Here is a 23,672-nt window from a genome sequence, read left to right on the forward strand (position 1 = left end):
GCGTTCGTCCTGAGCCAGGATCAAACTCTCCATTAAGGTAGAACTTGAGTTGCCTCATTCTTTACATCTGGCGAGAACTTGCATTCTCTATTTTACTCACTCGTTGATTCAGTTTTCAAAGGACAATGATGTTTTGCTTTACCCAGCATGTTGAATGGCTGGACGAGTAATATATCATGTTTTCGTTTTGTAATGCAAGTGCAATTTTTTCCATACTTGCAATTGCCCTACGAACCTAGCATTCAATTCAATTATCCGGCTACAATAATGATGACCGGGTTAATAATTTATCATGATAACTATAACATTACAAGTGCAATTATTTTCCATTCTTGAAACCAAGCCCAGAAATTCCATTCAACTCATGTCCTGCACCAGTCATGGCGACCGGGTTATGTCTAATTCCGAACTTAGTTTCTGTCGCATAATTAAGACCCGTAGGGATAAGTGAATGATTGGGAGTGAACTTGTTGCTGCAGATCTTTTCTGCGATAAGACATTTGCCCAAAAATCTTATAGAGATCTATTGTTTTCCTCCAAATAAGTTAAACATTCAACGTCATGCAAATCGAGACACATAATAAAATATTCGCTACATTAACTTTGTACAACTGGATACAATAATCCAGTCCAAAATAAAAAAATACCAAACGCGCCGTATCCTGCTACAAGCATTCTTACTCCACTCGGCGACAAAGACCTAAAAAAAGTACTGGACGATCTTATTGATCAGGCAAAGCTTAAAAATACGATGCATTGCTCATGGTCAACGGAATTGCACCCGCACCAATGATGCCTGAAGAACCACCCCTGTAAAACTAGAAGACATCCCTATCGACGCAAGATTTGCTTACCCTGAAATAGCAGCGAAAATTGAACTTGATGCCTCTTTAGAACCGGTTGCTTGTAGCCAAGTTATGGGCCAATCAGTTAGAGAGGATATTGGCACTTTATTTGCGAAATATCATACTATTAAAACAACAATAGGCGTTAAAATACTCAAAATGAGCAAAGAAAAGGGATTCCTCATCCCTCCTCCACTTCAAGTAAAAATGCTGAGACTGTTAATGCTTAATTAAAATTTAAATCCTACCCATGGGTGGGATTTTTTTATTATTAGCCCTTTTCATAGAATCCCCTTATTGTTGAACCAATCCGGGCAGTATGTTCCGCAGTGCATCGAGATTCCTGTTCAATGGCTGTATCCATTCTTCGATTGGGTACAACACGCCCTCTGATTATGAACGTTTGTACCATAGTCTGGCTGTGTGAGAATAAAATCTGTGTCTACTATCTTGATAGAAGTCCAAATGCATCCATGCACCAATATTGAAGCAGCTGATACACGGTAAACTTGCGAGCCTTTTCTTCGTAACCAGCAATTTGAACGACGAATTTGAATTCCGGAGTTATAACGGATTGAAGGATGATAAAATCATGGTAGACTTTCTCATGGAGCCTTTTCTACCATTTAATGGTTAATCAACAGGTCTGGTAGTGGACATAACTCATCAGATCATCGGATCTCTCAGCTTGGAGTTAGATACTATGTTTATTCATGAAAATATCGTATTTATTATCGTATCGCTCTATAATAGAAGAGTTAGATTCTAATATGGGTTAGCAAGGAGCTTTGCGATGGGTTCGATTCCTGCTTTAAACGATGAGCAATGGTTGAAGCTGCTTGAGCAAGTGGCTTCAACCTTTAATGAGGTTACCCTTAGTCGGGGGTTTACTTATTTTAAACAACAGAGCGTAGTAGCCCTGAGCATTTCTGAACAGCGTGTCGTTCAAGCTAAGGTCAGTGACCATGAAGACTATAATGTGACGTTGGATTTAAACAAACTTGGAACTAGCTCCTGCACCTGCCCGATTCAAGCCTGCTGCAAGCATGTGGCTGCTGTTATTATGGAGCTTGCTGACCGATTGGGTTACCCGGCTTCGCAAATTGTGAATGCCAGCCATCATGTGAAGCGCGTCCATGCCATGAGTTCACCCGAGCTGCTGCTCAAGCAATTACCTGGTCGGGATATTGTCGGCTGGCATGAGTTTCTCGATGAATATACAGCCGATGTTCAATCAGCTAAGGATCAGGGAATTTACGCAAATGCGATGCGGGATGAGCTGCAAAAAATCCGTAAAGCCTCCATTCCTTTTTCAGAAGTGGATTGGATCTTATTTGACTTGCATCAAGAGTTATTTATTTTGCGAAAAATAAAAGAACATCAAGTCCCAGGTCGTGAAAATAACTATACTTCTTCTGCCCTATACAAGAGGTATGATGAAATTCATGCCTGGCTATACCAGAAATCGACTGTAAGCAACTTTGCCTCTTCAAGTGAGCGACTTAAACAAACGGTAAGTTTTTTAAGGCAGCAAGTGGTAGAAGAAACGGGATATACGTATCTGGACTACGGCCTTTATATGGCGATGTGGAAGTATTGGATTGCCCCTTTTCCCGATGCCAGCGAATGGGTATCACAGGAGATTAACGACATAGAGCAGCAAACGACCGACTCCTTTTCTACTTCTCTTTCAGCGGCGAAGGCTTTTTTATACCTACAACAATCCAGGTTCAGTGAAGCATGGAAAGCTTTAGAAACGACTGATACGTTAAAAAAAGCGCCAGCGAGCCTGTTTCTTTCTTTATTGCAGCAGATTTCCGTTTCTGGGGATTGGGGAATTTTGGTGGAATGGCTATTAAAAACGGCCTCTACCTTTTATGGTTCAAGAAATAAGGAGCTGGATACCTATTTGGGCTACTGGAAAGAAGCGATTGCCCACGAGCCTGAATCCGAAATGTATTTATGGAAGGTGCTGGAGGGCATGCTGCCCCATTCAGCTCTGATTGTTGAGGATTTATTGTATGAGCAGCGCAAATGGAAGCCTTGGTTGGAAATGCAAATTGTTAAAGGACAGGATCCCCTTTATCACGCAGTTAGCGTGCTGCAGCCGATCGAGAAGGAAGCACCAAGCCTCCTTTTGCCTTATTACCATCAAGCCGTCGAGCAATATATCGCCCTTAAAAATCGCGAGCATTACAAATTAGCGGTCAGACTGCTGAAAAAACTGGAAAAAATATATCATAACATCAAGCAGCCCGAGCGCTGGGAACGATTTTTTACTGGTTTTATGGCACGACACGGTCGGCTGCGGGCGCTGCAAGAGGAAATGAAGAAAGGAAAGCTAGTCGAATGAGTATAAAATTGTATGAGTTGACTTTGTTTGCGATTCTCACGGAAAGCGGGGATGCCTTACTATGGGGTCTAAAGGATGGAGCCGAGGTTTCAGGCGATACATTCCGTAATCTTTTGTTCGCTTGGCATGAGCCGTCATGCTATGGAACGACGCTTGCGCTTCGGCAGGCCGGGGAGCTCGACGTGACCGTCCTCCCTGCAGAACTGGTGCTTCCTTTCTTCGCCGAGCCAAACTTCATGGACATTCTCCACTGCAAAGGCGGCAATGAAGCCACCCGCGCATTAATTGAGGCAGCGCCGCTTCTCTACAAGGAAGCCAAAGCGGGTGGTTATTTGCCAAGCTACAGCTCCTTTCAGGATGGAAGGCTGCAATGGACATGGGAGGCTCGCGCTGAAGGGCTGCAAGAGCTCGATTGGGAATCGCTGATCCATCTGGATGTCTTGGGCGAGGAGCTGTCCGGGTTGCGCTCGGCCTTCTCCGCGGCCGTCTACACAGAGCATTATTCGGATGAAGCTGCGCTATCGGCGCTTAGGAGCGATTATCCCGCTTTATTTAAACAGCCTCAGGCGGATATAGCTTCGGCTCATACGCTAGCGGAGGAGGAGTGGCTCGATGTACTCGGGTGGAAGCCGGACACCGCTCCCTTCCGCCCTGCTTTGCAGCTGCTCGAGCCGGATGAGGAGCAGTATGATTGGCAGCTTCGCCTGGTGCTGCAGGATAAAAGCGAAGGCTCCATACTGGTGCCTATGCGTCTGACGGCGGACGGACAGGCTTCCGGCGAATGGCCCAGCGATTGGAGCCCGTATATTCGTGAGCGAGCTCCCGGATGGGCAGCAAGGCTAGCGGCGGCGCTTCCGAGCCGGAATCGCGGCGGCGTTTTTTTCGCTGAGCCACTGACCGATGACGCCGCTTGGCGCTTTCTGACGGCGGACAGCCGCCAATTACTGAACGACGGCTGGAACGTGATGCTGCCGGGCTGGTGGGAGGCTGCCTCGAAGCGCAAGCCCCGCCTGCGTGCACAGGTTGCGCCAGAAGCCGGCGGTAGCGGCAGCAATGGCAAGTCGCTATTCGGGCTGGGCGCCCTTGTCGATTTCGACTGGCGTATCGCCCTCGGCGATACAGAGCTGAACGAAGCCGAATTCGCCGAGCTGCTTAGTCGCAAGGATAAGCTGATCCGCTTCCGCGGTGAATGGGTCTACCTGGATCCTGCCCTGCTTGAGCAGATCCGCAGGCTTATGGAAAGCGTAGACCCGCAAGAGGGCTTATCCTTGCAGGACGTCCTACAGCTGCATTTATTGAATGATCTAGAGCCTGGGAAGCCTTCAGAGCCTGGGCTTGCAACAGGAAAAAGTACAGGAGAACAGACAGAAGAAACAGAAGCACGGATTAAGCTTGAGGTAGAGTTAAACTCGCACCTCTTGGAGCTGCTGCGCCAAATGGGGCAGCCGTCAGACTTACAAGAGCTTGCTGTGCCTGAGGGGCTGCGTGCAGAGCTGCGCGGCTACCAGCGAGAAGGCTTTACCTGGCTAAGCTTTCTTCGGAAATTCGGGTTGGGCGCTTGTTTAGCCGACGATATGGGGCTTGGTAAAACGATTCAATTCATCACGTATTTATTGCATCACCAAGCAGAATCAGCGTCCCCTGCCCTGCTCATTTGTCCAACCTCTGTGCTTGGCAACTGGCAAAAAGAGCTGGCTCGCTTTGCACCCGATTTAAAGGTTTGGCTCCATTATGGGAAGGGTCGATTACATGGCGATGCGCTCTCTGCCGTTCTCTCAGATACAGACATTGTTATTACGTCTTATGCAACCGCTCTGCTGGATCAAGAAACCTTGCAAGAGACTCTTTGGAGCTCCCTCTGCCTGGACGAAGCCCAGAACATCAAAAATGCACAAAACAAACAATCGATAGCTGTCCGCTCACTCAAATCGCGGCACCGCATTGCGATGACCGGGACGCCAATCGAGAATCGATTGTCAGAGCTATGGTCCATCTATGACTTCCTTAATCCTGGCTATCTGGGTACCCAGCGCGGGTTCCAGCATCGTTTTGCCATTCCGATCGAAAAGCACCAGGACCAGGTGTTAACCTCACAGCTCCAGAAGCTGATCAAGCCCTTCATGCTGCGCCGTAAAAAGAACGATCCCGCTATCCAGCTGGATTTGCCGGAGAAGCAGGAAATGAAGGTTTATATGAACCTTACCTCAGAGCAAGGAGCGCTCTATGAGCAGGTGGTCAAGGATTTGATGGAAAAGATGAAAAATCTGGAGGGGATGGAGCGAAAAGGAGCCATTCTTGCTGTCCTGACCCAGCTCAAGCAGTTATGCAATCATCCCGCACTGCTGATGAAGGAGGCTTTGCCATCCGCGGAAATGCTGCTTCACGAAGAATACCGTGAAGCCTTCATCACACGATCCGCGAAGCTGGAGCGGATCGTTGCCATGGTCAGCGAGCTCCGGGAAGCGGGAGATTCGTGCTTGATCTTCACCCAGTACATAGGCATGGGCCGTATGCTGGCCGACGTTCTGGGGGTACAGCAAGGCGAGCCCGTGCTGTACTTGAACGGCAGCACGCCCAAGGTCGAGCGCGACAGGATGATTGAAGCCTTCCAGGCCACTGACGGGACAGGTCCGGGCATCTTTATCCTGTCACTAAAAGCTGGCGGAGTCGGTCTCAACCTGACGGCAGCCAACCATGTGTTCCACTATGACCGTTGGTGGAACCCCGCCGTCGAGAATCAAGCCACCGACCGTGCTTACCGGATGGGACAGAAGCGCAACGTGCAGGTGCATAAGTTTATTTCTCTTGGCACCCTTGAGGAAAAGATCGACGAGATGCTGGAGAGCAAGATGAGCTTGAGCGATAATGTGATCTCCACCTCCGAGAGCTGGATTACTGAGCTGTCCAACGAGGGGCTTCGCGATTTGTTCGCGCTCAGGCAGGCTTGGTGAGGCAGCTTATCCCCTTGCTCTCCTCTTAGCTCATTTAGCAAGTCCCTTAATCCTTGCCAGCAACACCCAACGGCGTTCAAAACGGCGTTTATACTTAGGAAGCCCGCGGTACAGCTCGACAGTTGCTCGATAAGCCTCGCGTGCTTCGGCTTTGCTGCCAAGCTGGCTGTACAGCTGGCCTAGCCGATAATAAGCCTCGCAAGAGGACGAGTTGACGCTCTGGAACTGCTGCAAATAAGCGATGGATCTATGCGGATCCTGATCAGCCCAAGCTTCAGCCAGCCGCAAATAAGGCTCTCCATATTTCACGTGCGGGTTCAGCTCTAAAGCTTGCAGGATACTTTGCTCACCCTGCTGCAAATGTCCGAGCTTTAATTCGCAGATGCCGAGCTCCGCCCGCACCTCGGCTGAATCCTCCATCACCTTAGCGATCTGGAGCAATAATTCATACGCCTGTGCATATTTCTTCTGCTCGATCCATAGCCGTGCCATTTCGAGCTTAGTTGAGGTTTGATGAGGGCTTAGCCGCAGCTCCTGGTGGAGCCTGGAGAGCTTCCTTGCCCTTTTTAACGGCTTGAGAACACTGGGCGACAATCCAATAAACCGCCGTTCCAGTACATAAAATACGATTAGCAATACAATGATGGCTATTATCGGGCTTCCGGTCAGCCAGATGAGTGCAACGAATAACAACAGCTTGCTCATTGTAGATCCCCCTCTTTATTTTGATATCTACTATTGTATGGATAATCCATCTTTTGTTGAACTTGTCTAACCCCATGGATATCCGTGTAAACACCTGACCTTTCATAAAGAGGCCTAGACCGAAGGCTGCATCCGCAGCTGCTGGTTGGCAAAGTCCCGATACAACGCATGCGACTCATACAAGTACTCATGTGTCCCACTTCCAGTCACTCTGCCTTTTTCAATAAATATAATTTGATCGGCATCCACCACGGTCGACAGCCGATGGGCGATCACAATCGTCGTCCGTCCTTGCATCACATTTTTCAGCGCCTTTTGGACGATGACCTCGGATATGCTGTCCAGACTGGAAGTGGCTTCATCCAGCATCAGAATTTGCGGATTGCGCAGCAGCGCTCTGGCAATGGCAATCCGCTGCCGCTGTCCGCCGGAGAGCTTAATGCCACGTTCTCCCACCTCCGTCTCATATTGCTTCGGAAGCTCATTAATAAATACATCCGCATAGGCAAGCTGCGCTGCTTCCGCCAATTCCTGCTCGCTGATTTCACGCTCCGTACCGTAGGTGATATTCTCGCGGATCGTTCCAGCAATCAATGGGCTTTCCTGCGTAACATAGCCGATCTGGCTTCGCCACGATTGCAGTGACAAGTCGCCTATCGCCTCTGTTCCCATCCGGATCAAACCGCTCTTTGGCTCATAAAACCGCTCCAAGAGCGAGAAGAGCGTCGTTTTACCACCACCACTTGGTCCCACGATGGCTGTCACCTTACCCGGCTCTACCTTCAAGCTTACATCAGTAAGCACCGGTTCGCCCGATTCATAAGCATAAGAGACGTGCTCCAATTGAATGGTCCTATGGCTATCCTCAAGCTTGCCTCCCAGATACAGCTCCTCCTCACCCACCTGAAGTGTCGCTATAATTCGCTCGGTAGCGCCCATTGCCTTTTGAAACTGGGTAAAAAAGTTTGAAACCTGTGTAATGGGCATAATGATTTGAAACAAATATAATAGAAAGGCAACCAAATCACCGGATGTCAGCTCGCCCGAGGATACCCGCAGCCCACCATAGCCAACGATCATGACGAACAGCAACATGAGCACAAAATACATCAGCGGAGCAATGACAGCCTGAATCTTGCCCTCCCTCAAGCCGTATTGAAACAAATGGTTAATGCCCTCTTTGCCATTGCCGTATTCAACGTGCTCTGCATTGGAGACCTTAACCAACCGAATTTCTGATAGCACACGCCCCAGGACGGCAGTAAACTTAGCGGTCTCCTCCTGCAACCCTTTGGATATTTTGTACATTCGACGCCCCAGCGGCAGCAAAAACAGCAGCGACAAGGGAATGACTAATACGATCAGCATGGTCATTTTCCAATCCAGGTAAAGCAGTACCCCTATAGCGCCAAGGATCGAGATCGAGCCCGTAACCAGATTGGTCAGATTCTCCGTAATCAATCCCTTCACAATGCCTGTATCATTAATGATTCGGCTGATCATCTCACCGGTTTGGTTCTTATCATAAAAGGAGATAGGCAAATGCAGATGCTTCTTCCACAATCGATCGCGCAGCGAGGCAACCACAGTCTGTCCAGCCCGGTTTAATAAATAAATCGAAATGCCTCCGGCAATCGCCTGCATAATAAAGGCCACACAAAGCCCAATAACATGGAGTCGATTCAGCGATTCGAGCGAAAAGCTGTCCACCAAATTTTTCGTAAACAGCGGAATACTCAATCCGACCAATGTAGAGCCTATGCTCATCGCGAGCGCAATTCCCATTATAAGCAATGGTGGCTTCGTCTGCCAAATGAGCTGTACAAAATCACGCCAGCCACCCTTGCGGTTTATTTGTTTCATATCCCAACCACCTTTTCCAAGTAAAATCCATAGCGACACAAGCATTACTAATAAGATACTCTATTAATTTAAACCGAATGTAAAGCTGGAGGGTAGTATGCTTATCTATATAACCGAACTCCACCTACTGGCTACATACAAATTTCAGTTTGAGTGCAAGAATAATTGAGGTAAAATGAATTACATATAAACATCAGGGAGGGCTCGTAATGTGTGGAAGATATACGATCACAGTAACTGAAGAAGAACTAATGCTTCGCTTTATGCTTGAACGTGGGACTCCATTCTATGAACCGCGCTACAACATAGCGCCAAGCCAAATGGTTCCGGCGATCATCAATGATGGAAAACAAAATAAGCTGGGCCAGCTCCGTTGGGGATTCATCCCTTCTTGGGCAGATGATCCAAAAATCGGCTATAAAATGATCAATGCACGGGTCGAGACCGTGGCAAGCAAACCAGCATACCGAGCATCGTTCAAGAGCAAACGCTGTATCATTCCGGCAGACGGTTTTTACGAATGGAAGGTAATGAAGGATGGCAAGCAGCCGATGAGAATTCTTTTAAAAAACGGAGAATTATTTGGGATGGCAGGCTTATACGATACGTGGGAGAGCCCTGAAGGGAAAAAGATAAGCAGTTGCACCATCATCACTACCGGTCCAAACAAGACAATGGAAGGCATCCATGACCGTATGCCCATCATATTGCGAACGCAAGACGAGGCCACCTGGTTGGATCGAAGCATCCAGGACGTTCGGCTGCTGCAGGAGCTGCTTGAAAAACCATATCCCGACTCTGAAATGAGAGTTTATCCGGTAAGAAAAGAAGTCGGTAATGTGAAGAACGATTCAATTGAAAATATTAAAGAAGTATCATAACAGTTTGGGTTGCTTCCCCTATAAGTTTCTGCTTGCTGATGCAATTGGTTGGTTAGGAAAACAAACTTTTAAAGTGTCATAAACTCCCCATGCCTAGCTAAAAACGCCTGCTTTTGTTTATAATCCGGCATTATGCTTCCAACACGTCTCCAAAATGATCGATCATGATTCATATGAATCAGATGACATAATTCGTGGACAATCACATAATCTATAACTTCAATTGGAGCCATGGCTAAACGATAATTAAAGGTTACCTTTTTATCCGAGCTACAGCTTCCCCATTTGGTTTTAGACTCAACGATCTCAATGGATTTAGGCTTTACTCTCAGCTGTGTTTCATATAACTTTATTCGTTCTCTTACAATCTTCTCACAGCTTGAGAAATAAAACTTCTTGAGATTTTTTCTAAGTATCTCTTCATTTAAATCACTAGTCGTTATTAACTCATGGAGAAAATATTCTTTCCCAAGATAAAGGAAAGTTCCATCGTCTTGATATTCTCTTTTCTTGGGGGTTTCCCGGGCCTTCGCAAGGCTGGATGTTTTTTCCAGTATCCATTTACCATGAGGTTCCACAGCGCTTACAATCATTTCTTTGCTTGTATCCTTGGGAACTTTAACCGTGATACGACCTAAACCGTCTATATGAATTGAAATCTTTTTTGTATTTCCATATTGAACATTAAATTCGATAAGTTGATTTTCAATTTCAATTTCAATTTTCATAAACACCATCGATTCTAAAAGTTTATTACTAACTCTTATACTTTATAGATATACGTCTTAATGATTTACTTGCCGGACCCATTGCTCCTTGGGAGGGCGTCAAAATACGTTATCGAATTTCTTTTTGCCTTGAATGCTAAATAAATACTCGTAGCCACAGCACCGATTGTACCACAAATGATATCTCCCATCGTATCCGTTAGGCTGCTATTCTGGGATTTAAGCCCGAATAGGTAATCCGTAGTGAATTCATATATTTCCCAGAAGCCCGCCATTGCTACAGAAAAGAAGAAGCTAAACCAAATTGCAGTGGTAGAATAGGAATGCCGTTCTTCTTCTAATATTTTTAGTTTCCAATAAATTACCATGCCTATCAAACTTAGGATCATCCCTGACAGGAGATGCTCGATTTTATCAAGATACGGTATGATTCCGTAAAATCCGAACTCGTTGGCCAAAAGCATTGTGAGAAAAATGAAAAATAAGATTGAAAATCTTAATGCGGGAAACAGCTCAATCTTAGTAAATTTGACTACTCCTCGGATCATTGTCAAAACGGCAATGATGAGTACACCTTGAAAAGCTTTCTGATGGATGCCGTGAATCCAAAAATAAACAATGCACCCCGCGGATATTAAGTACAGAGCCAATTCAAAGTAATCATTAAACGGATGTTTTTTAGGATCGTTCATAGAACCGCTCCTCTCTGAACTTTTCATATCTATTTATACACATTCTTTGTTTCAGGTAAACAGGAGAGGCTGTCCCCAGATGCAGTTATCTGTTCATTTCAAATGAGTAGTCCATCTGCGAACAAGCTCTGGCCAACATGAATTCCATTAGCAGCCGCTTGACTCAACAATTGTTATGTCATACATAGCCGTTCTCCTTTATGATGTCAAATTCATTTGTCCATTTCGTAGGTTGCTTCCTCTTCCAATTCCGCTTTCCTGAACCTTTTGAACTGAACCGTTATCATCAGGAAATGAACAAAGAAGACTCCGGCGATCAGATAAAAAACAAGAGAAATGCCGAAGCTACTTGCGACCAATCCGCCGAATAGAGCTCCCGACAAGTTTCCCAGTGATCCGGCACTTGCATTATATGCAAATACGCTGCCTTGAATAGGGGTCGGGGTCAACTTGCGCAGCAAGGAACTGATAGACGGGATTACGCCGCCGATACATAAACCGGTTATAAACCGAATGCCCATGAGTACCCAAGGATCTGTGACTAAACCTTGAGGAATATGCAGAATGGCAATTAAAATTAGTGAAATAAGCAGGATAATGGAATGACCGTACCGATCCCCCATTCTTCCAAGTATCGGCGCAGTAATCATGGTACCTAAGGCTGTAGATGCAAATATGAGGCCGGCCATAATTTCAATGTGATCCACTATATTCATGCTTCTTACATACAACGAAATCATCGGACTAATACTCGCAAAGCTTATTGAGATCAGGAATGTAGAAATAAACAGCGTCAGAATAAGTGGAGATTGTCCAAGGACTTGACGAAAGGCTGTCTTCTTCACGGGGATAGCCTGGTTACGAATTTTGGATTGAAACGGATTACTCAGCTTTAGCAAGCCTCTGAACTTGAATTTAGTGTATGTATTCGCCTCCTTTACTCCAAATATCGTCAGCAGCGCAGCTAAGAATATAAAGAAGCCCGTAATATAGAAGGAATCTCGTATCCCCAACCATTCTGCCAGGACCCCACCAATCAGCGGACCTAACAATTGACCAGTGACTTGTCCAGTTTGCAATGTGCCTAACGCGTTACCTACCTTTTGTTTGGGAGCTTCTATGGCCAATAGCGCAACAGAAGAGGTCGGATAACCACCCATCGTACCAAAAGCGGCACGAAGCAGAAGCAGCTGTAACGGAGTATCAACGAGCCCCATCGCCCCGATGACAACTGCCGAGCCTAAACCGGTTATGACCATGACCAGTTTTTGTCCGTACTTATCGGAAAATTTTCCCCATAAGGGGAGATATCAGTGCGATCATCAAATGATTGATTCCGAAAATCATAGCGGCCCATAGAGCGGCCTGTTTCACATCGTGTACACCAAGATCCTGCACATACAGGGGCAAAAAGGGGATGATCATTCCAATGCCTACTGAAGTTAAAAAGTTTCCGGTCCATAATATGTATAAATTACGTTTCCAGACTTCCATAAGGAATAACCTTCTTTTCCGATAAAATAGATACCTATATTTTTGGACTGTTATTATACTTGTTCGTTATGCACACGTTAAACCTGTCGGTTTATATTAATAATATAGAGACTTTCGGCAGTTGGAAAGTATTTTATTATAGAATTAAAAAACATCTGCAAGTGCCACCTTTCATATAATGGAGAAAACCATTCAAATTCGGATGTATTTGATACTGAATTTTGTGGATATTTTTCCATAAGAAGCTGCCGGAACGGGGGAATTGGGATGGATGTCTTGAGCGAGACAAACCGGGAAATCCAGCGTTTGACAGAAGAAATCATGCGGATGCAAAAAAAAGATGGGTCATGGCGTTTTTGCTTTGAGAATGGAACGTTAACAGATGCTTATATGATAATAACCCTTCGAACCTTGCAGATGGATAATGAAACTCTCATCCGACAATTGCATGACCGAATCCTTACGGCACAGCAGGCCGACGGTTCTTGGAGAGTTTTTTTCGACGAAGAAGAAGGCAACTTGTCTGCCACCGTGGAAGCCTATTATGCACTTTTATATTCGGGATACAGTAAAAAAACGGATGAATCGATGGAAAAAGCAAAGCAATTCATTTTGTCAAAAGGCGGCATCCAAAACATTACGAACGTGCTGACCAAAGTGTTTCTCGCCGCCACCGGCCATTACCCATGGCCGAGCTCAACACTGATTCCAATAGAATTTTTACTACTGCCTACTTCTTTTCCTATTAATTTCTTCGATTTTTCCGCATTTATAAGGGTGCACCTAGCGCCCCTGGTTCTATTAGTCGATCGCCAATTTGTCATAACAACAGATGCTTCACCTGATTTGTCTGATCTGGCGGGCAATAGATTGGAACCTGTTTTCTTCAATAATAATGGTCAACATGAGCATTCCCGTGGTTTACAGCATCTGCTGAAGGAAATAAAAACGAGCCTCGGGAAGCTCGTCGGCGTCCCTAAGCGTCTTCATGAGGCTGCTTCCAAATGGGCGGAGCAGTATATGCTGGAACGGATTGAACCCGACGGAACGCTTTACAGTTATGCAACCTGCACGTTTATGATGATCTTCGCCCTGCTCTCCTCCGGTTATGACAAACAGCATCCGGTTATCACAAGCGCGGTTCAAGGCTTAGTAGCTACGCTCTGCCACACGGATGGGAAGGTGTTATTACAAAATTCGCCTTCGGAGGTTTGGGATACAGCCCTGCTATCACACGCCCTGCAGGAATCTGGAACTTCGGCTGGAAGTATGGCGATTCAAAACGCAGCCTCTTATTTGCTCTCCAAACAACACTGGAAATTCGGGGATTGGAGCGTCCATAATCGAAATCCTGTTCCGGGTGGTTGGGGTTTTTCAGACTCCAATACTATTAATCCGGACGTAGACGATACAACAGCGGCATTAAGAGCGATCAAACGGTTGACCCTGATTAAGCCATCCTACCGCGATGCTTGGAACCGAGGGCTGAATTGGACTTTATCTATGCAAAATAAAGATGGGGGGTGGCCCGCCTTCGAGAAAGATACGGATCATGAAATCCTCACTTGGCTCCCGGTTGATGAGGCCAAAACGGCGGCTATTGATCCTTCTACGACCGATCTGACTGGGCGAACCTTGGAATTTTTGGGTAGCACTGCGGGTCTTGGCTTGAACCATTCTTTTATTCGACGCGGAACGAACTGGCTGATTGATCATCAGGAGGCGGACGGGTCGTGGTACGGGCGTTGGGGGATTTGTTATATCTACGGGACATGGGCTGCACTAACAGGAATGATGTCGGCAGGGGTAGAGCCCCATCATCAAGCTGTACAAAAAGGCATCGGATGGCTTTTAAGCATTCAAAATGCAGACGGAGGCTGGGGAGAATCCTGCAAGAGCGATCAGCTTATGCGGTATATGCCGCTCGGAGCAAGCACGCCGTCTCAAACCGCATGGGCGCTAGATGCTCTCATCGCTGTTCATCCGAAACCGATTCCTGAAATGGAAATAGGCATCCGAAGGCTAATCTCCACCCTGCACGAAGATGATTGGACGACCACTTACCCTACCGGAGCAGGCCTTGCAAGCACCCTTTACATTCATTACCACAGCTACCGTTACATTTGGCCGCTTCTTACATTAAGCCATTACAGAAAGAAATACGGCGGCTAATTTTTCGAATTCACTTATTCCGGCTCAAGTTTCCGTCATGACGCCGCCGTTGACGTGAAGCACTTGACCCGTCACGAAGGAGGAATCATCGGACGCCAAATAAATGTAGGTCGGTGCAAGCTCGAATGGCTGTCCGGCGCGTTTCATCGGCGTCTCTAGACCGAAGGTTTTTACATATTCGGCTGAATAGCTGGACACGATGAGTGGGGTCCAGATGGGTCCAGGCGCTACGGCGTTGACCCGGATTCCTTTGCTGACCAATTGAAGCGATAGTGATCGGGTAAACGATACAACCGCACCCTTTGTAGAAGAATAATCGACAAGCAAAGGGGCGCCCGCATAGGCGGTTACGGATGCCGTCGATACAATGGCACTCCCTGGCCTCAAGTAAGGAAGTGCGGCCTTAGTCATGTAGAAATGCGGAAAAATGTTAGTGCGGTACGTATTCTCAAGCTGTTCGTCAGAAATGCCCGCAATGCTCTCCTGAGGGAACTGGACGCCTTGGTTCAGTATAAGTACATCAAGCCTTCCGTAGCATTCCAGCGTTCTTCTCACCACCTCCTGGGAAAAGACGGAGTTACGCAAGTCTCCCTCGATCAGCAGGCAACGTCGCCCGTATTGCTCCACCATCTGTTTGGTCGCTTCGGCATCCTCGCGCTCATACAGATAGACGATTGCCATATCTGCCCCTTCTTTGGCAAAGCCGATTGCGATAGCGCGCCCAATGCCGCTGTCGCCTCCGGTAATGATGGCAATTTTACCTGCCAATTTCCCGCTTCCCTTGTACTCGGGATTGTCGGATATTGGAATGGGGTTCATTACATACTCCAAACCAGGCTGCACATCCTGATGCTGCGGCGGAAATGTGATAGGTACCTGCCGGCAGCGTGTCTCATAGCCATAATACGGATACATGGGAATCACAGGGAGACCTCCATTACTTTTTGTAGTTAACATCAGGATATTCGCCTAGTTCCCGAGTGGTACCTATTAATACCATTGACAGCCAGCTTTTTTGCTTGGATTTACCTAATTACAACTAAACAAGCTGACTCAGAGAGTCAGCTTGTAGACAGTCGCTATCTTATCCACTCTAACTGATCAAAGAAATCACGGTCTGTAAAAGAACGTTAACTCCTTTTTCACAATCTTCATAGGAGGTATACTCTTCTTCGCAATGGCTTTTCCCTTGAGTGCTTGGAACGAAAATCATCGCAGACGGCAGGAATCCGGCGACGAATTGCGCATCATGCCCTGCACCACTCGCCATTCTTTTAGATGAATAGCCCAACAACTGCGTCGATTGCTCAACCAGCTTGCAAATCCCGTCATCAAACCATACCGTATTACGACTCCAAAGCTTAGTTTTCTTAACACCGCAGCCAGCTTGTAAATTCGGCAGATTACCAATAATGGCTTCGACCTCACGAATGACATCCTCGTTCTTGTGCCTTGCTTCCAGCGTGAAAATCGTTTTATTCGGAATCACCGTATGGATATTCGGGAACACATGTACACGCCCCATGGTGTAAACCAATTCGGGATCCAATTCATTCAGCTTGCCGCGGAGCGCCACCATCATATCCTGAGCGGCAAAAAATGCATCCTTTCTTACATGCATCGGTGTTGTGCCAGCATGATTGGATTCACCCGTAACTTCAATTTCATAACAAACCATGCCTACCACGCAATCGACCACGCCGATAGATAGAGCTTCATTCTCAAGAACGGGTCCTTGTTCAATATGCAGCTCCAAGTATGCCGCAGCAGCAGTTAACCTGTTGTCCATACTTCCTAAATAACCACTAGCGGTCAGTGCATCATCGAACGTAACGCCGTCAATATCCCTCTTCATCAGCATCGTTGCTTTATCAAATTTACCGGAAAGGACGCCCGATGCCATCATGGAAGGCTCGAACCTTGCCCCTTCTTCATTCGTGAAGTTGATAATGGTCAGAGGATGCCGCGGCTTGATCTGATGGTCTACCAAGGTTCTTGCGATCTCAAGACCGGCTATCACTCCCAAGACTCCATCAAATCTGCCACCTTTCGTCACCGAATCCAAATGTGAACCCATAGCAACGGGAGGGATGTTCTCGGTCCCATCCATGGTTGCATAAATCGTGCCCATATCGTCAAACTTTATATGCATGCCGATTTCTGCGCAGCAGGAGCAAAAATAGTCACGTGCTGCAATATCTTCTTGGGCAAGCGACAAGCGAGTAACACCCTGATTTTTTGTGCGCCCGAAAGCCGCAAAGTGCTCAATGGTTTCTTGTAGCCTCTGACTGTTGACGTATAGCTTCTGAACCTGCAATACGATCACTCTCCATTCATGACTAACCCATTGCCTGAGTGGTTCAAACAGGCATCTTCTCGTTTCCCATCTTTATTACCAAACGGTTCTAAATTTTTCTTTGTTTTACCCAAAGAAGCGTTGATATATATTTGCGGGCATCAGCCGTGTTCAGGTGCAAGGACTTGACCTGCTCTGTCGAGCTTATTGATTGGAAACGCACTAATGCCCCGTCAAGGTTTTCATGGATACTCACAACAACAAATCCTTCGGCCATCAGCTTGTCAATTTCGCTCTTCTCTTCCATAAACGCTTGATAGGCAGCCATTACAGCACTCCCTCTGATGAGGATGGCTTGGTCGCTATCCCGTTCGTAGCTCCAAACTTTTTGCGATGTAGATAATGGCCGGAGCCGGGCATCCCAACAAATTCCTTGTCACGAATCACGAACTCCCCGCGCACAAGCACAGTTATGGGCTCTCCCATGATGTCCATGCCTTCGAATGCATTATAATCCACATTCATATGGTGCGTTTCAGCTGAAATTTTACGCCTCACTGATGGATCGAAAATAACGATATCCGCGTCGCTGCCAATAGCAATCGTGCCTTTTTGGGGAAATAGCCCGAATAGCTTGGCGCTTGTTGTTGAGATGATATTGACGAATTGATTTAAAGAAATGCGTCCCTTTTCCACGCCCTCAGAATAGAGCACACTTAACCGATCCTCGATCATCGGGCCGCCATTAGGGATTTTCGAGAAATCACCCAGACCCAGCTCCTTTTGCCCCTTGAAATTAAACGAGCACTGGTCGGAGCCGACTGTTTGGAGGGAGCCGCTGCGAAGTGCATTCCATAACACCTCTTGGTTCCAGGCTTCGCGCAGCGGCGGTGACCATACATATTTAGCGCCTTCGAAATTCGTTTTTTCCAAATAGGAGACATCAAGATTCAAATATTGCGGGCATGTCTCTCCATAAATTTGAAGCCCTTTTGCCCGACCCGCTTCGATTTGGCGAACCGCCTCGGCGCAGGTCACATGTACAACGTACAGCTGCGAGTCCGCCATACCCGTAAGTGCTACTGCGCGGCCTGTCGCTTCGCCTTCGAGCTCAGGCGGTCTAGTCAACGCATGATAGATGGGCTCCGTTCGCCCCGCCGCCAAGGCTTCGTTCACGAGAAAGTCGATGACATCCCCATTCTCCGCATGCACCATAACCAGTGCACCTTGCTCTTTGGCAAGCAGAAGCGTCCGGTAGAGCGTACCGTCATCCGCCTGAAGCACATTCTTGTAGGCCATGAATACCTTTAAGGAGCTTATGCCTTCCTCATGGATGATGCGGGGCAGCTCGGTTAATACGGTTTCGGTTACTTCCGAGACCATCAAATGAAAGCCATAGTCGATCACAGCTTTGCCGCGCGCTTTGCCGTGCCAGGTATTTACCGCCTTTTGCAAGGTTTCTCCCTTGGTTGTCAGGCAGAAGTCGATAATTGTCGTCGTACCGCCAAATGCTGCTGCCTTTGTACCGGTTTCGAAATCGTCCGCGGTCACCGTCCCACCAAACGGCATGTCCAGATGAGTATGAGGGTCAACGCCCCCTGGGAATACATAACAGCCAGACGCATCCACCACTTCCGCATCCTGCGCTTCCAGTCCGGTACCAATCATCACAACCACGCCATTATCAATTAGAATGTCACCCAGGTAAGTATCAGCAGCCGTTACAATCATGCCATTACTTATCAGCTTCTTCATCGTTATACCACCTCCGTTTCGGTGTTCAGCCCAGCCAGCAACTGCTGTCGTTCATTCCAACTCATCGGTATTTGCCCATTTGCTATTTCCACCATATCGATAGCACCGTCCACCGGGCAAACTATCGAGCACAGGTTACAGCCGACGCAATCCTCCTCGCGCACCTGCAGGATGGGCTTGCCCGAAATATCGACCACCCGCTCGATGCATTGATGGGAGGCGTCTTCACAGGCAATATGGCATTTATTGCAATTGATACAGGTATCCGTATTGATACGGGCGACGACTGCGTAATTCAAGTCCAGGTCGCCCCAATCGGAGTATTTTTCCACCGAACGTCCGACGATTTCCATCACCGAGCCAATTCCTTTATCGTCCAGGTAGTTGTTTAAGCCATCGATCATCTCTTCCACGATGCGGAAGCCATGGTGCATAACTGCGGTACAGACCTGGACGCCAGTCGAGCCCATAAGCATGAATTCGACGGTATCCTGCCAGTTCGATATTCCACCGATGCCGGAAATAGGTATACCAATCCCGGCATGGCGTGCACATTCAGCAACCATATTGAGGGCGATTGGCTTGACAGCCGGTCCACAATAGCCGCCATGTGCGCCTTTCCCGGCTATATGGGGAATCGTGTTCCAGGTATGGATATCGACACCGGCAAGGCTATTAATCGTATTAATCATGGAAATGGCATCCGCCCCACCCCGAACAGCCCCTTTGGCCACGGCTGTGATATCCGTAATGTTCGGCGTTAGCTTGACGATGACCGGCGTCCGGGCAACCTCCTTGACGAACATCGTCTGCATCTCGACAAGGTCAGGCTGCTGGCCACTTGCTGCTCCCATGCCTCGCTCCGCCATACCGTGGGGACAGCCGAAATTCAGTTCAAAGCCATCCACGCCGACATCTTCGATGCGTTTTACAATTTCATGCCACTTTTCCCGGGTCGGCTCGACCATAATCGATGCAATGAGTGCATGATTGGGAAAACGTTCCTTCGTTTCGTAGATTTCCTTCAGGTTGACATCAAGTGGCCGATCAGATATCAGCTCAATATTATTAAAGCCTGCCACCCTCTGCCCTCCGAAATGTACAGCGGCGAAACGTGAGGATGTATTAATGATCGGATCACCGAGTGTTTTCCAGACGGCTCCGCCCCAGCCCGCCTCGAATGCCCGTTGTACCTGGTAACCTGTATTTGTCGGCGGTGCGGATGCCAACCAGAATGGATTAGGGGACTTGATGCCTGCCAAGTCTATTCTTAAATCTGCCATAGCCATCCTACCCTTCTTCAGTTAGTTAGACACATTCAAGCTTGCCGACAAACGTTCACGGACGGCTTGGGCTGCACGTTTGCCTTGCTCCGCCGCCGACACGACCATAGCTTCTCCCTGTCCTGCCCCAAAGGTGATGTCACCTGCTGCATAGACCTTTGGGTTCGACGTCAACCGTGTGGCTTCGTCTACAAGCACAACGCCGTTGTTATGCGCCAGGCCAAACTGTTCGACCAGAGTCGTGCGCCTTTCCTGGCCGATGGCCTTGACTACCGCGTCAACGGGGATCAGAAACTCCGAGCCCTCAATCTGGGAAGGAAGGGGACGACCGTCACGACCTACTTTGCCCGACCATTCCATGCGTATACATTCCAGATGTGTTACCTTACCCGCGGCATCGCCAATCACTCGTTTCGGCGCTGTCATCCAGCTGAATTCGACACCCTCCTGCTTGGCAAAATCGTATTCGAAATCATAGGCAGTCATTTCTTCGCGTGAGCGGCGATACACAATCTTGACCTGCTCCGCACCAAGACGCACCGAGCAGGTTGCGGCGTCAATCGCCGTATTTCCTGCGCCAATGACGGCGACACGAGCTCCTTTTAATGCAAAGGATGGCAGCTCCTTCTTCGTCTGCTCGACAAACTCAATGGCATCGTAGACGCCCTGCAGATCTTCGCCGCCTATGCCAATTGGCGGGACGTATGCCATACCTGCCGCCAATACGATGGCATCATATTCCTCAAGCAGGTAAGCTGCAGCAATATCTTCACCCACTTTAATACCGGTGCGAATTTCTACACCAAGCTTCTCAACCTGCTGCACCTCCCAGAGCGAAATCGATTGGGGCAGCCTGAAGGAGACGATACCGTAGGTATCGAGCCCGCCTGCGAGTGGCTTCGCTTCGTAAACGACGACAGAGAAGCCGTCTACGGCCAGCTCACGTGCCGCTGAAAGGCCGGCTGGCCCTCCACCGATTACGGCGATCTTCTTGCCGTTGGCCGGCCCCGGCTGGAATAAGGTCGCATCTGTGGCGCGAGCCCAGTCCGTGGCATATCGCTGCAGCATGCCGATCATGATCGGCGCCGAAGCACCTTTCAGCACACAAGCGCCTTCACAGAGCTCATCCGTTGGGCACACCCGCGCACAGGTGGCGCCAATCGGATTGGCGGTCATGATCGCCTTGGCTGCGCCTTTAAGGTTATCCGTGGCTATTCGCTTAATAAATGACGGGATGTTGATCCCGGTCGGACAGGCGGTTATACAGGGAGCATCATAACAATACAGGCAGCGATTCGACTCCTCGATCGCTGCTTTCTTCGTAAGGGGAGGCTTTGTCTCCGCAAAATTTAGGGCAAATGCTTCGGTCGTCAGCCTGCTAAGCATTCGGTTTAATTCCATCCCGATAACCTCCTAAGATAGGATAAGTAAGCATTTGCCTCATGTTAGTATTGATTACACATTCTATATAAATAATAGCTCCTTTGTGTTATATTTTCTACCTCTGTCCCACAAATAAATGGAATATTCAGATATTTCTGCTTTTAGGTAAATATTCAGGCTATTAAATTGCTCCAGAATAAGTAAATACTGCTCTTTTAATATACTTAGTGGCGTGTTCTAACATGCCGTTAACTGATTGGAAAGTATAAAAAAAGCATATCGGGAACCGATACACTTTCTTATCAACTACATTAATTGTTAATGACATGAATAATTCATAAATTATTTTATTTTGTTTATTGTATCCCCTGTGTATAGGTAATCATTAACCTCGGCATCATATTTATCAAAAAGCAGTCTAAGGGTCCTATCTATTTGCTCCAGATATTCTAACAGGTTTCTTTTTAGCAATCTAGCAATTGAGAAGAAATCATAGCTCTATTTTTGTGTTAGAGTGAATAGGCAAACAGATCAAATTCAAGGAGCTGATTGATTGTGTCCTTAAAAATAACTCCCTACCTCATGATGGAAAGCAACACTAGAGAAGCCATCCAATTTTATGAGGACGCACTGGATGCCAAGGTGATCCATATGATTACCTACGGAGAGATGCCAGCACCGATGCCTTTCCCTGAGGAGCTCAAGCATCTTGTTTCCCATGCCATTCTGCAAATTGGTGAATCCCACCTGATGTTCTCCGATTCGCCAGGCCAGCCCGTCCAAACCGGCAATAAAGTAAGCCTTAGCATTTCAACAAATGATGCAGAAAAAGCCAAGCAAATCTTTGATGCTTTGCAGCAAGGCGGTAAAGTGGTTTGGCCGTTAGAAGCAACCGCGTTTAGCCCCGCTTTTGGTACCGTGTTGGACAAGTTCGGCATTACTTTCACCATAGTTGCTTAAAATTAATGGCCAAAACCGTCAGGAAAGATATCCTGACGGTTTTGGCCATTAATTACTACCTATAAATGAGGGTTCTGCTTCATTTTGCAATACCGGCGTATAGATACAAAAGTGAAGGTCTGGATGGTCAACAGGACTTACAAAGGAGTTAATACAGCCCTCCTACCGGGCCCATTCATCAAAAAAAGCCGCTTGGTCGGCGACTTTAAGTGGCTAGAGTGTAACACCTTATCAGCGTACGCCTACAAGCTCAGGAAAGAAAACAGGCTTGTTTTGTTCGACGGATTTATAATAGGCATCGATAATATTCATGAAGTAACATCCGTGCTCGGCAGGGGCCAAAGGCTCCTCGCCAGTCAGGATACAATGCGTAAAGTGTTCGAATTCGTTGATGGATTTGTGAGATGCGCCCAATTTGGGATTAATATCGATGCAGGTACCCAACTGCTCTGAAAATATTGTCAGTTCTCCATTCTCATATTTGATACCGCCCTTGGTACCAATCAGCTCATAATAAGCTTTATCTTTTTCAATATTGGAGGCCCAGCTGAATTCCAAGCTGACCGATGCCCCATTCTCAAGCTTTAAATAGCCGACTGCACTATCTTCAACATTGAAAATCCCATTGCGGTTTCCAACGTATCCATTGCGATTTCGCGTCGTGCTATTGGCATAGGTTTGGTGGGCTGCACCTGCGATATAGGAAGGCGTTGGCATTCCCATCAAGTAGAGCACCAGATCAAAATAATGAACCCCCAGATCAATCATAACGCCTCCGCCAGCAAGCTGCTTATTCGTAAACCATGTTCCTCTGCCTGGGATGCCGCTTCTTCTGATCCATCCAGCCTTCGCTTCATAAATATCCCCAAGAAGTCCGGCTTCAATGTACTCTTTCACAAAAAGAGCTTCTTTTGTAAAACGGTTATTGAGTCCAATCATTAGCTTTTTGCCGGATTTGATTTGCGCCTCCGAAATTTTACGGGCATCCGTCCCATTGATCGCTAGCGGCTTCTCACAATGAACATTTACGCCATGTTCAAGGGCACAAATCGAGATATCCGCATGCAAAAAGTTAGGCGTACACACACTAATCAAATCAAGGTTTTCCTTTTGGAGCATCTCGGTATAATCACTGTAAACACCCGGGATGTTATATTTTTCAGCTAGTCGATTGGCGCTAGCCATATTCACATCGCAAATGGCCACAAGTTCAACATGAGGAAGGTTTAAATATCCCGTTAGATGTTTTTTCTCTGCATTGCTGCCAGCACCTACCAAGCCGTATCTCAGTTTCTTTTCCATCTTATCTCT

18 protein-coding genes and 1 pseudogene are annotated in these 23,672 nt (G+C 47.3%); 6 read left to right on the plus strand and 13 right to left on the minus strand.

Annotation, left to right across the window (positions count from 1 at the left end):
- Positions 1–682: 682 nt before the first annotated feature.
- The 3 genes and pseudogenes from G9U52_RS36775 to G9U52_RS36785 form a co-directional block, all read left to right on the plus strand.
- Positions 683–1,079: pseudogene (locus G9U52_RS36775) on the plus strand (DUF3231 family protein); the annotation flags it as partial.
- 559 nt (positions 1,080–1,638) lie between these two features.
- Positions 1,639–3,198: an SWIM zinc finger family protein gene (locus tag G9U52_RS36780; protein ID WP_166157805.1), complete on the plus strand. Its 1,560-nt coding sequence runs from the start codon at positions 1,639–1,641 to the stop codon at positions 3,196–3,198.
- Positions 3,195–6,149 carry a DEAD/DEAH box helicase gene (locus G9U52_RS36785; RefSeq protein ID WP_166157807.1) on the plus strand — a complete coding sequence of 985 codons (2,955 nt, stop codon included), beginning with the start codon at positions 3,195–3,197 and terminating at the stop codon, positions 6,147–6,149. The genes G9U52_RS36780 and G9U52_RS36785 overlap by 4 nt, the downstream gene beginning before the upstream one ends.
- A 30-nt stretch (positions 6,150–6,179) precedes the next feature.
- Here the strand turns inward: G9U52_RS36785 and G9U52_RS36790 are convergent, their stop codons facing one another.
- Together G9U52_RS36790 and G9U52_RS36795 are read right to left on the minus strand one after the other, a co-directional pair.
- Positions 6,180–6,854 carry a tetratricopeptide repeat protein gene (locus G9U52_RS36790; RefSeq protein ID WP_166157810.1) on the minus strand — a complete coding sequence of 225 codons (675 nt, stop codon included), beginning with the start codon at positions 6,852–6,854 and terminating at the stop codon, positions 6,180–6,182.
- Positions 6,855–6,968: 114 nt separating this feature from the next.
- The gene (locus tag G9U52_RS36795; protein WP_166157813.1) at positions 6,969–8,717 is read right to left on the minus strand and encodes an ABC transporter ATP-binding protein; all 1,749 of its coding nucleotides are present in this window, start codon (positions 8,715–8,717) and stop codon (positions 6,969–6,971) included.
- Between the two features lie 209 nt (positions 8,718–8,926).
- On the opposite strand from G9U52_RS36795, the gene G9U52_RS36800 reads away from it, so the two are divergent.
- On the plus strand, positions 8,927–9,598 hold the full coding sequence (locus G9U52_RS36800) for an SOS response-associated peptidase (RefSeq protein WP_166157816.1): 672 nt from the start codon (positions 8,927–8,929) through the stop codon (positions 9,596–9,598).
- Between the two features lie 68 nt (positions 9,599–9,666).
- On the opposite strand, the gene G9U52_RS36805 is transcribed toward G9U52_RS36800, so the two are convergent.
- The 4 genes from G9U52_RS36805 to G9U52_RS36820 form a co-directional block, all read right to left on the minus strand.
- Positions 9,667–10,320: a M48 family metallopeptidase gene (locus G9U52_RS36805; protein ID WP_166157900.1), complete on the minus strand. Its 654-nt coding sequence runs from the start codon at positions 10,318–10,320 to the stop codon at positions 9,667–9,669.
- A 71-nt stretch (positions 10,321–10,391) separates the two neighbouring features.
- Positions 10,392–11,018 (minus strand): DUF2238 domain-containing protein, encoded by a 627-nt coding sequence (locus G9U52_RS36810; RefSeq protein ID WP_166157818.1) that lies wholly within the window; start codon positions 11,016–11,018, stop codon positions 10,392–10,394.
- Between the two features lie 212 nt (positions 11,019–11,230).
- Positions 11,231–12,277 (minus strand): MFS transporter, encoded by a 1,047-nt coding sequence (locus tag G9U52_RS36815; protein WP_166157822.1) that lies wholly within the window; start codon positions 12,275–12,277, stop codon positions 11,231–11,233.
- Positions 12,278–12,296: 19 nt separating this feature from the next.
- Positions 12,297–12,512, minus strand: a complete 216-nt coding sequence (locus G9U52_RS36820; RefSeq protein ID WP_166157825.1) for a multidrug efflux MFS transporter — start codon at positions 12,510–12,512, stop codon at positions 12,297–12,299.
- Between the two features lie 267 nt (positions 12,513–12,779).
- On the opposite strand from G9U52_RS36820, the gene shc reads away from it, so the two are divergent.
- Positions 12,780–14,684, plus strand: coding sequence for a squalene--hopene cyclase (shc, locus tag G9U52_RS36825; RefSeq protein ID WP_166157829.1), 1,905 nt, complete (start codon positions 12,780–12,782; stop codon positions 14,682–14,684).
- A 24-nt stretch (positions 14,685–14,708) separates the two neighbouring features.
- Here the strand turns inward: shc and G9U52_RS36830 are convergent, their stop codons facing one another.
- The 6 genes from G9U52_RS36830 to G9U52_RS36855 form a co-directional block, all read right to left on the minus strand.
- Positions 14,709–15,608, minus strand: coding sequence for an SDR family oxidoreductase (locus G9U52_RS36830; RefSeq protein ID WP_166157903.1), 900 nt, complete (start codon positions 15,606–15,608; stop codon positions 14,709–14,711).
- Positions 15,609–15,777: 169 nt separating this feature from the next.
- Positions 15,778–17,001, minus strand: coding sequence for a Zn-dependent hydrolase (locus G9U52_RS36835; protein ID WP_166157832.1), 1,224 nt, complete (start codon positions 16,999–17,001; stop codon positions 15,778–15,780).
- An 88-nt stretch (positions 17,002–17,089) separates the two neighbouring features.
- Entirely contained in the window at positions 17,090–17,308 is a 219-nt protein-coding gene (locus tag G9U52_RS36840; RefSeq protein ID WP_166157835.1) for a hypothetical protein, read from the minus strand.
- The gene (hydA, locus tag G9U52_RS36845) at positions 17,308–18,735 is read right to left on the minus strand and encodes a dihydropyrimidinase (RefSeq protein ID WP_166157838.1); all 1,428 of its coding nucleotides are present in this window, start codon (positions 18,733–18,735) and stop codon (positions 17,308–17,310) included. Before hydA ends, G9U52_RS36840 begins: the two co-directional genes overlap by 1 nt.
- Positions 18,736–18,737: 2 nt before the next feature.
- A complete protein-coding gene (preA, locus tag G9U52_RS36850; RefSeq protein ID WP_166157841.1) occupies positions 18,738–20,018 on the minus strand; it encodes an NAD-dependent dihydropyrimidine dehydrogenase subunit PreA in 1,281 nt (426 codons plus the stop codon).
- A 21-nt stretch (positions 20,019–20,039) separates the two neighbouring features.
- Positions 20,040–21,419, minus strand: coding sequence for an NAD(P)-dependent oxidoreductase (locus tag G9U52_RS36855; RefSeq protein WP_243767779.1), 1,380 nt, complete (start codon positions 21,417–21,419; stop codon positions 20,040–20,042).
- 537 nt (positions 21,420–21,956) lie between these two features.
- Between G9U52_RS36855 and G9U52_RS36860 the strand changes: the two genes are divergently transcribed.
- Positions 21,957–22,361, plus strand: coding sequence for a VOC family protein (locus G9U52_RS36860; protein WP_166157844.1), 405 nt, complete (start codon positions 21,957–21,959; stop codon positions 22,359–22,361).
- 231 nt (positions 22,362–22,592) lie between these two features.
- On the opposite strand, the gene G9U52_RS36865 is transcribed toward G9U52_RS36860, so the two are convergent.
- Entirely contained in the window at positions 22,593–23,663 is a 1,071-nt protein-coding gene (locus G9U52_RS36865) for a Gfo/Idh/MocA family protein (RefSeq protein ID WP_166157847.1), read from the minus strand.
- Between the last annotated feature and the right edge of the window lie 9 nt (positions 23,664–23,672).

This window comes from Paenibacillus agricola (genome assembly GCF_011440305.1).
GTDB lineage: Bacteria > Bacillota > Bacilli > Paenibacillales > NBRC-103111 > Paenibacillus_S > Paenibacillus_S agricola.

Bases quoted from the DNA above. Each gene is read 5' to 3' on its own strand.
- G9U52_RS36780 (WP_166157805.1), top strand. From the start codon at position 1,639: ATGGGTTCGATTCCTGCTTTAAACGATGAGCAATGGTTGAAGCTGCTT.
- G9U52_RS36785 (WP_166157807.1), top strand. From the start codon at position 3,195: ATGAGTATAAAATTGTATGAGTTGACTTTGTTTGCGATTCTCACGGAA.
- G9U52_RS36790 (WP_166157810.1), bottom strand. From the start codon at position 6,854: ATGAGCAAGCTGTTGTTATTCGTTGCACTCATCTGGCTGACCGGAAGC.
- G9U52_RS36795 (WP_166157813.1), bottom strand. From the start codon at position 8,717: ATGAAACAAATAAACCGCAAGGGTGGCTGGCGTGATTTTGTACAGCTC.
- G9U52_RS36800 (WP_166157816.1), top strand. From the start codon at position 8,927: ATGTGTGGAAGATATACGATCACAGTAACTGAAGAAGAACTAATGCTT.
- G9U52_RS36810 (WP_166157818.1), bottom strand. From the start codon at position 11,018: ATGAACGATCCTAAAAAACATCCGTTTAATGATTACTTTGAATTGGCT.
- G9U52_RS36815 (WP_166157822.1), bottom strand. From the start codon at position 12,277: ATGGTCATAACCGGTTTAGGCTCGGCAGTTGTCATCGGGGCGATGGGG.
- G9U52_RS36820 (WP_166157825.1), bottom strand. From the start codon at position 12,512: ATGGAAGTCTGGAAACGTAATTTATACATATTATGGACCGGAAACTTT.
- shc (WP_166157829.1), top strand. From the start codon at position 12,780: ATGGATGTCTTGAGCGAGACAAACCGGGAAATCCAGCGTTTGACAGAA.
- G9U52_RS36840 (WP_166157835.1), bottom strand. From the start codon at position 17,308: ATGGCTGCCTATCAAGCGTTTATGGAAGAGAAGAGCGAAATTGACAAG.
- hydA (WP_166157838.1), bottom strand. From the start codon at position 18,735: ATGAAGAAGCTGATAAGTAATGGCATGATTGTAACGGCTGCTGATACT.
- preA (WP_166157841.1), bottom strand. From the start codon at position 20,018: ATGGCAGATTTAAGAATAGACTTGGCAGGCATCAAGTCCCCTAATCCA.
- G9U52_RS36855 (WP_243767779.1), bottom strand. From the start codon at position 21,419: ATGGAATTAAACCGAATGCTTAGCAGGCTGACGACCGAAGCATTTGCC.
- G9U52_RS36865 (WP_166157847.1), bottom strand. From the start codon at position 23,663: ATGGAAAAGAAACTGAGATACGGCTTGGTAGGTGCTGGCAGCAATGCA.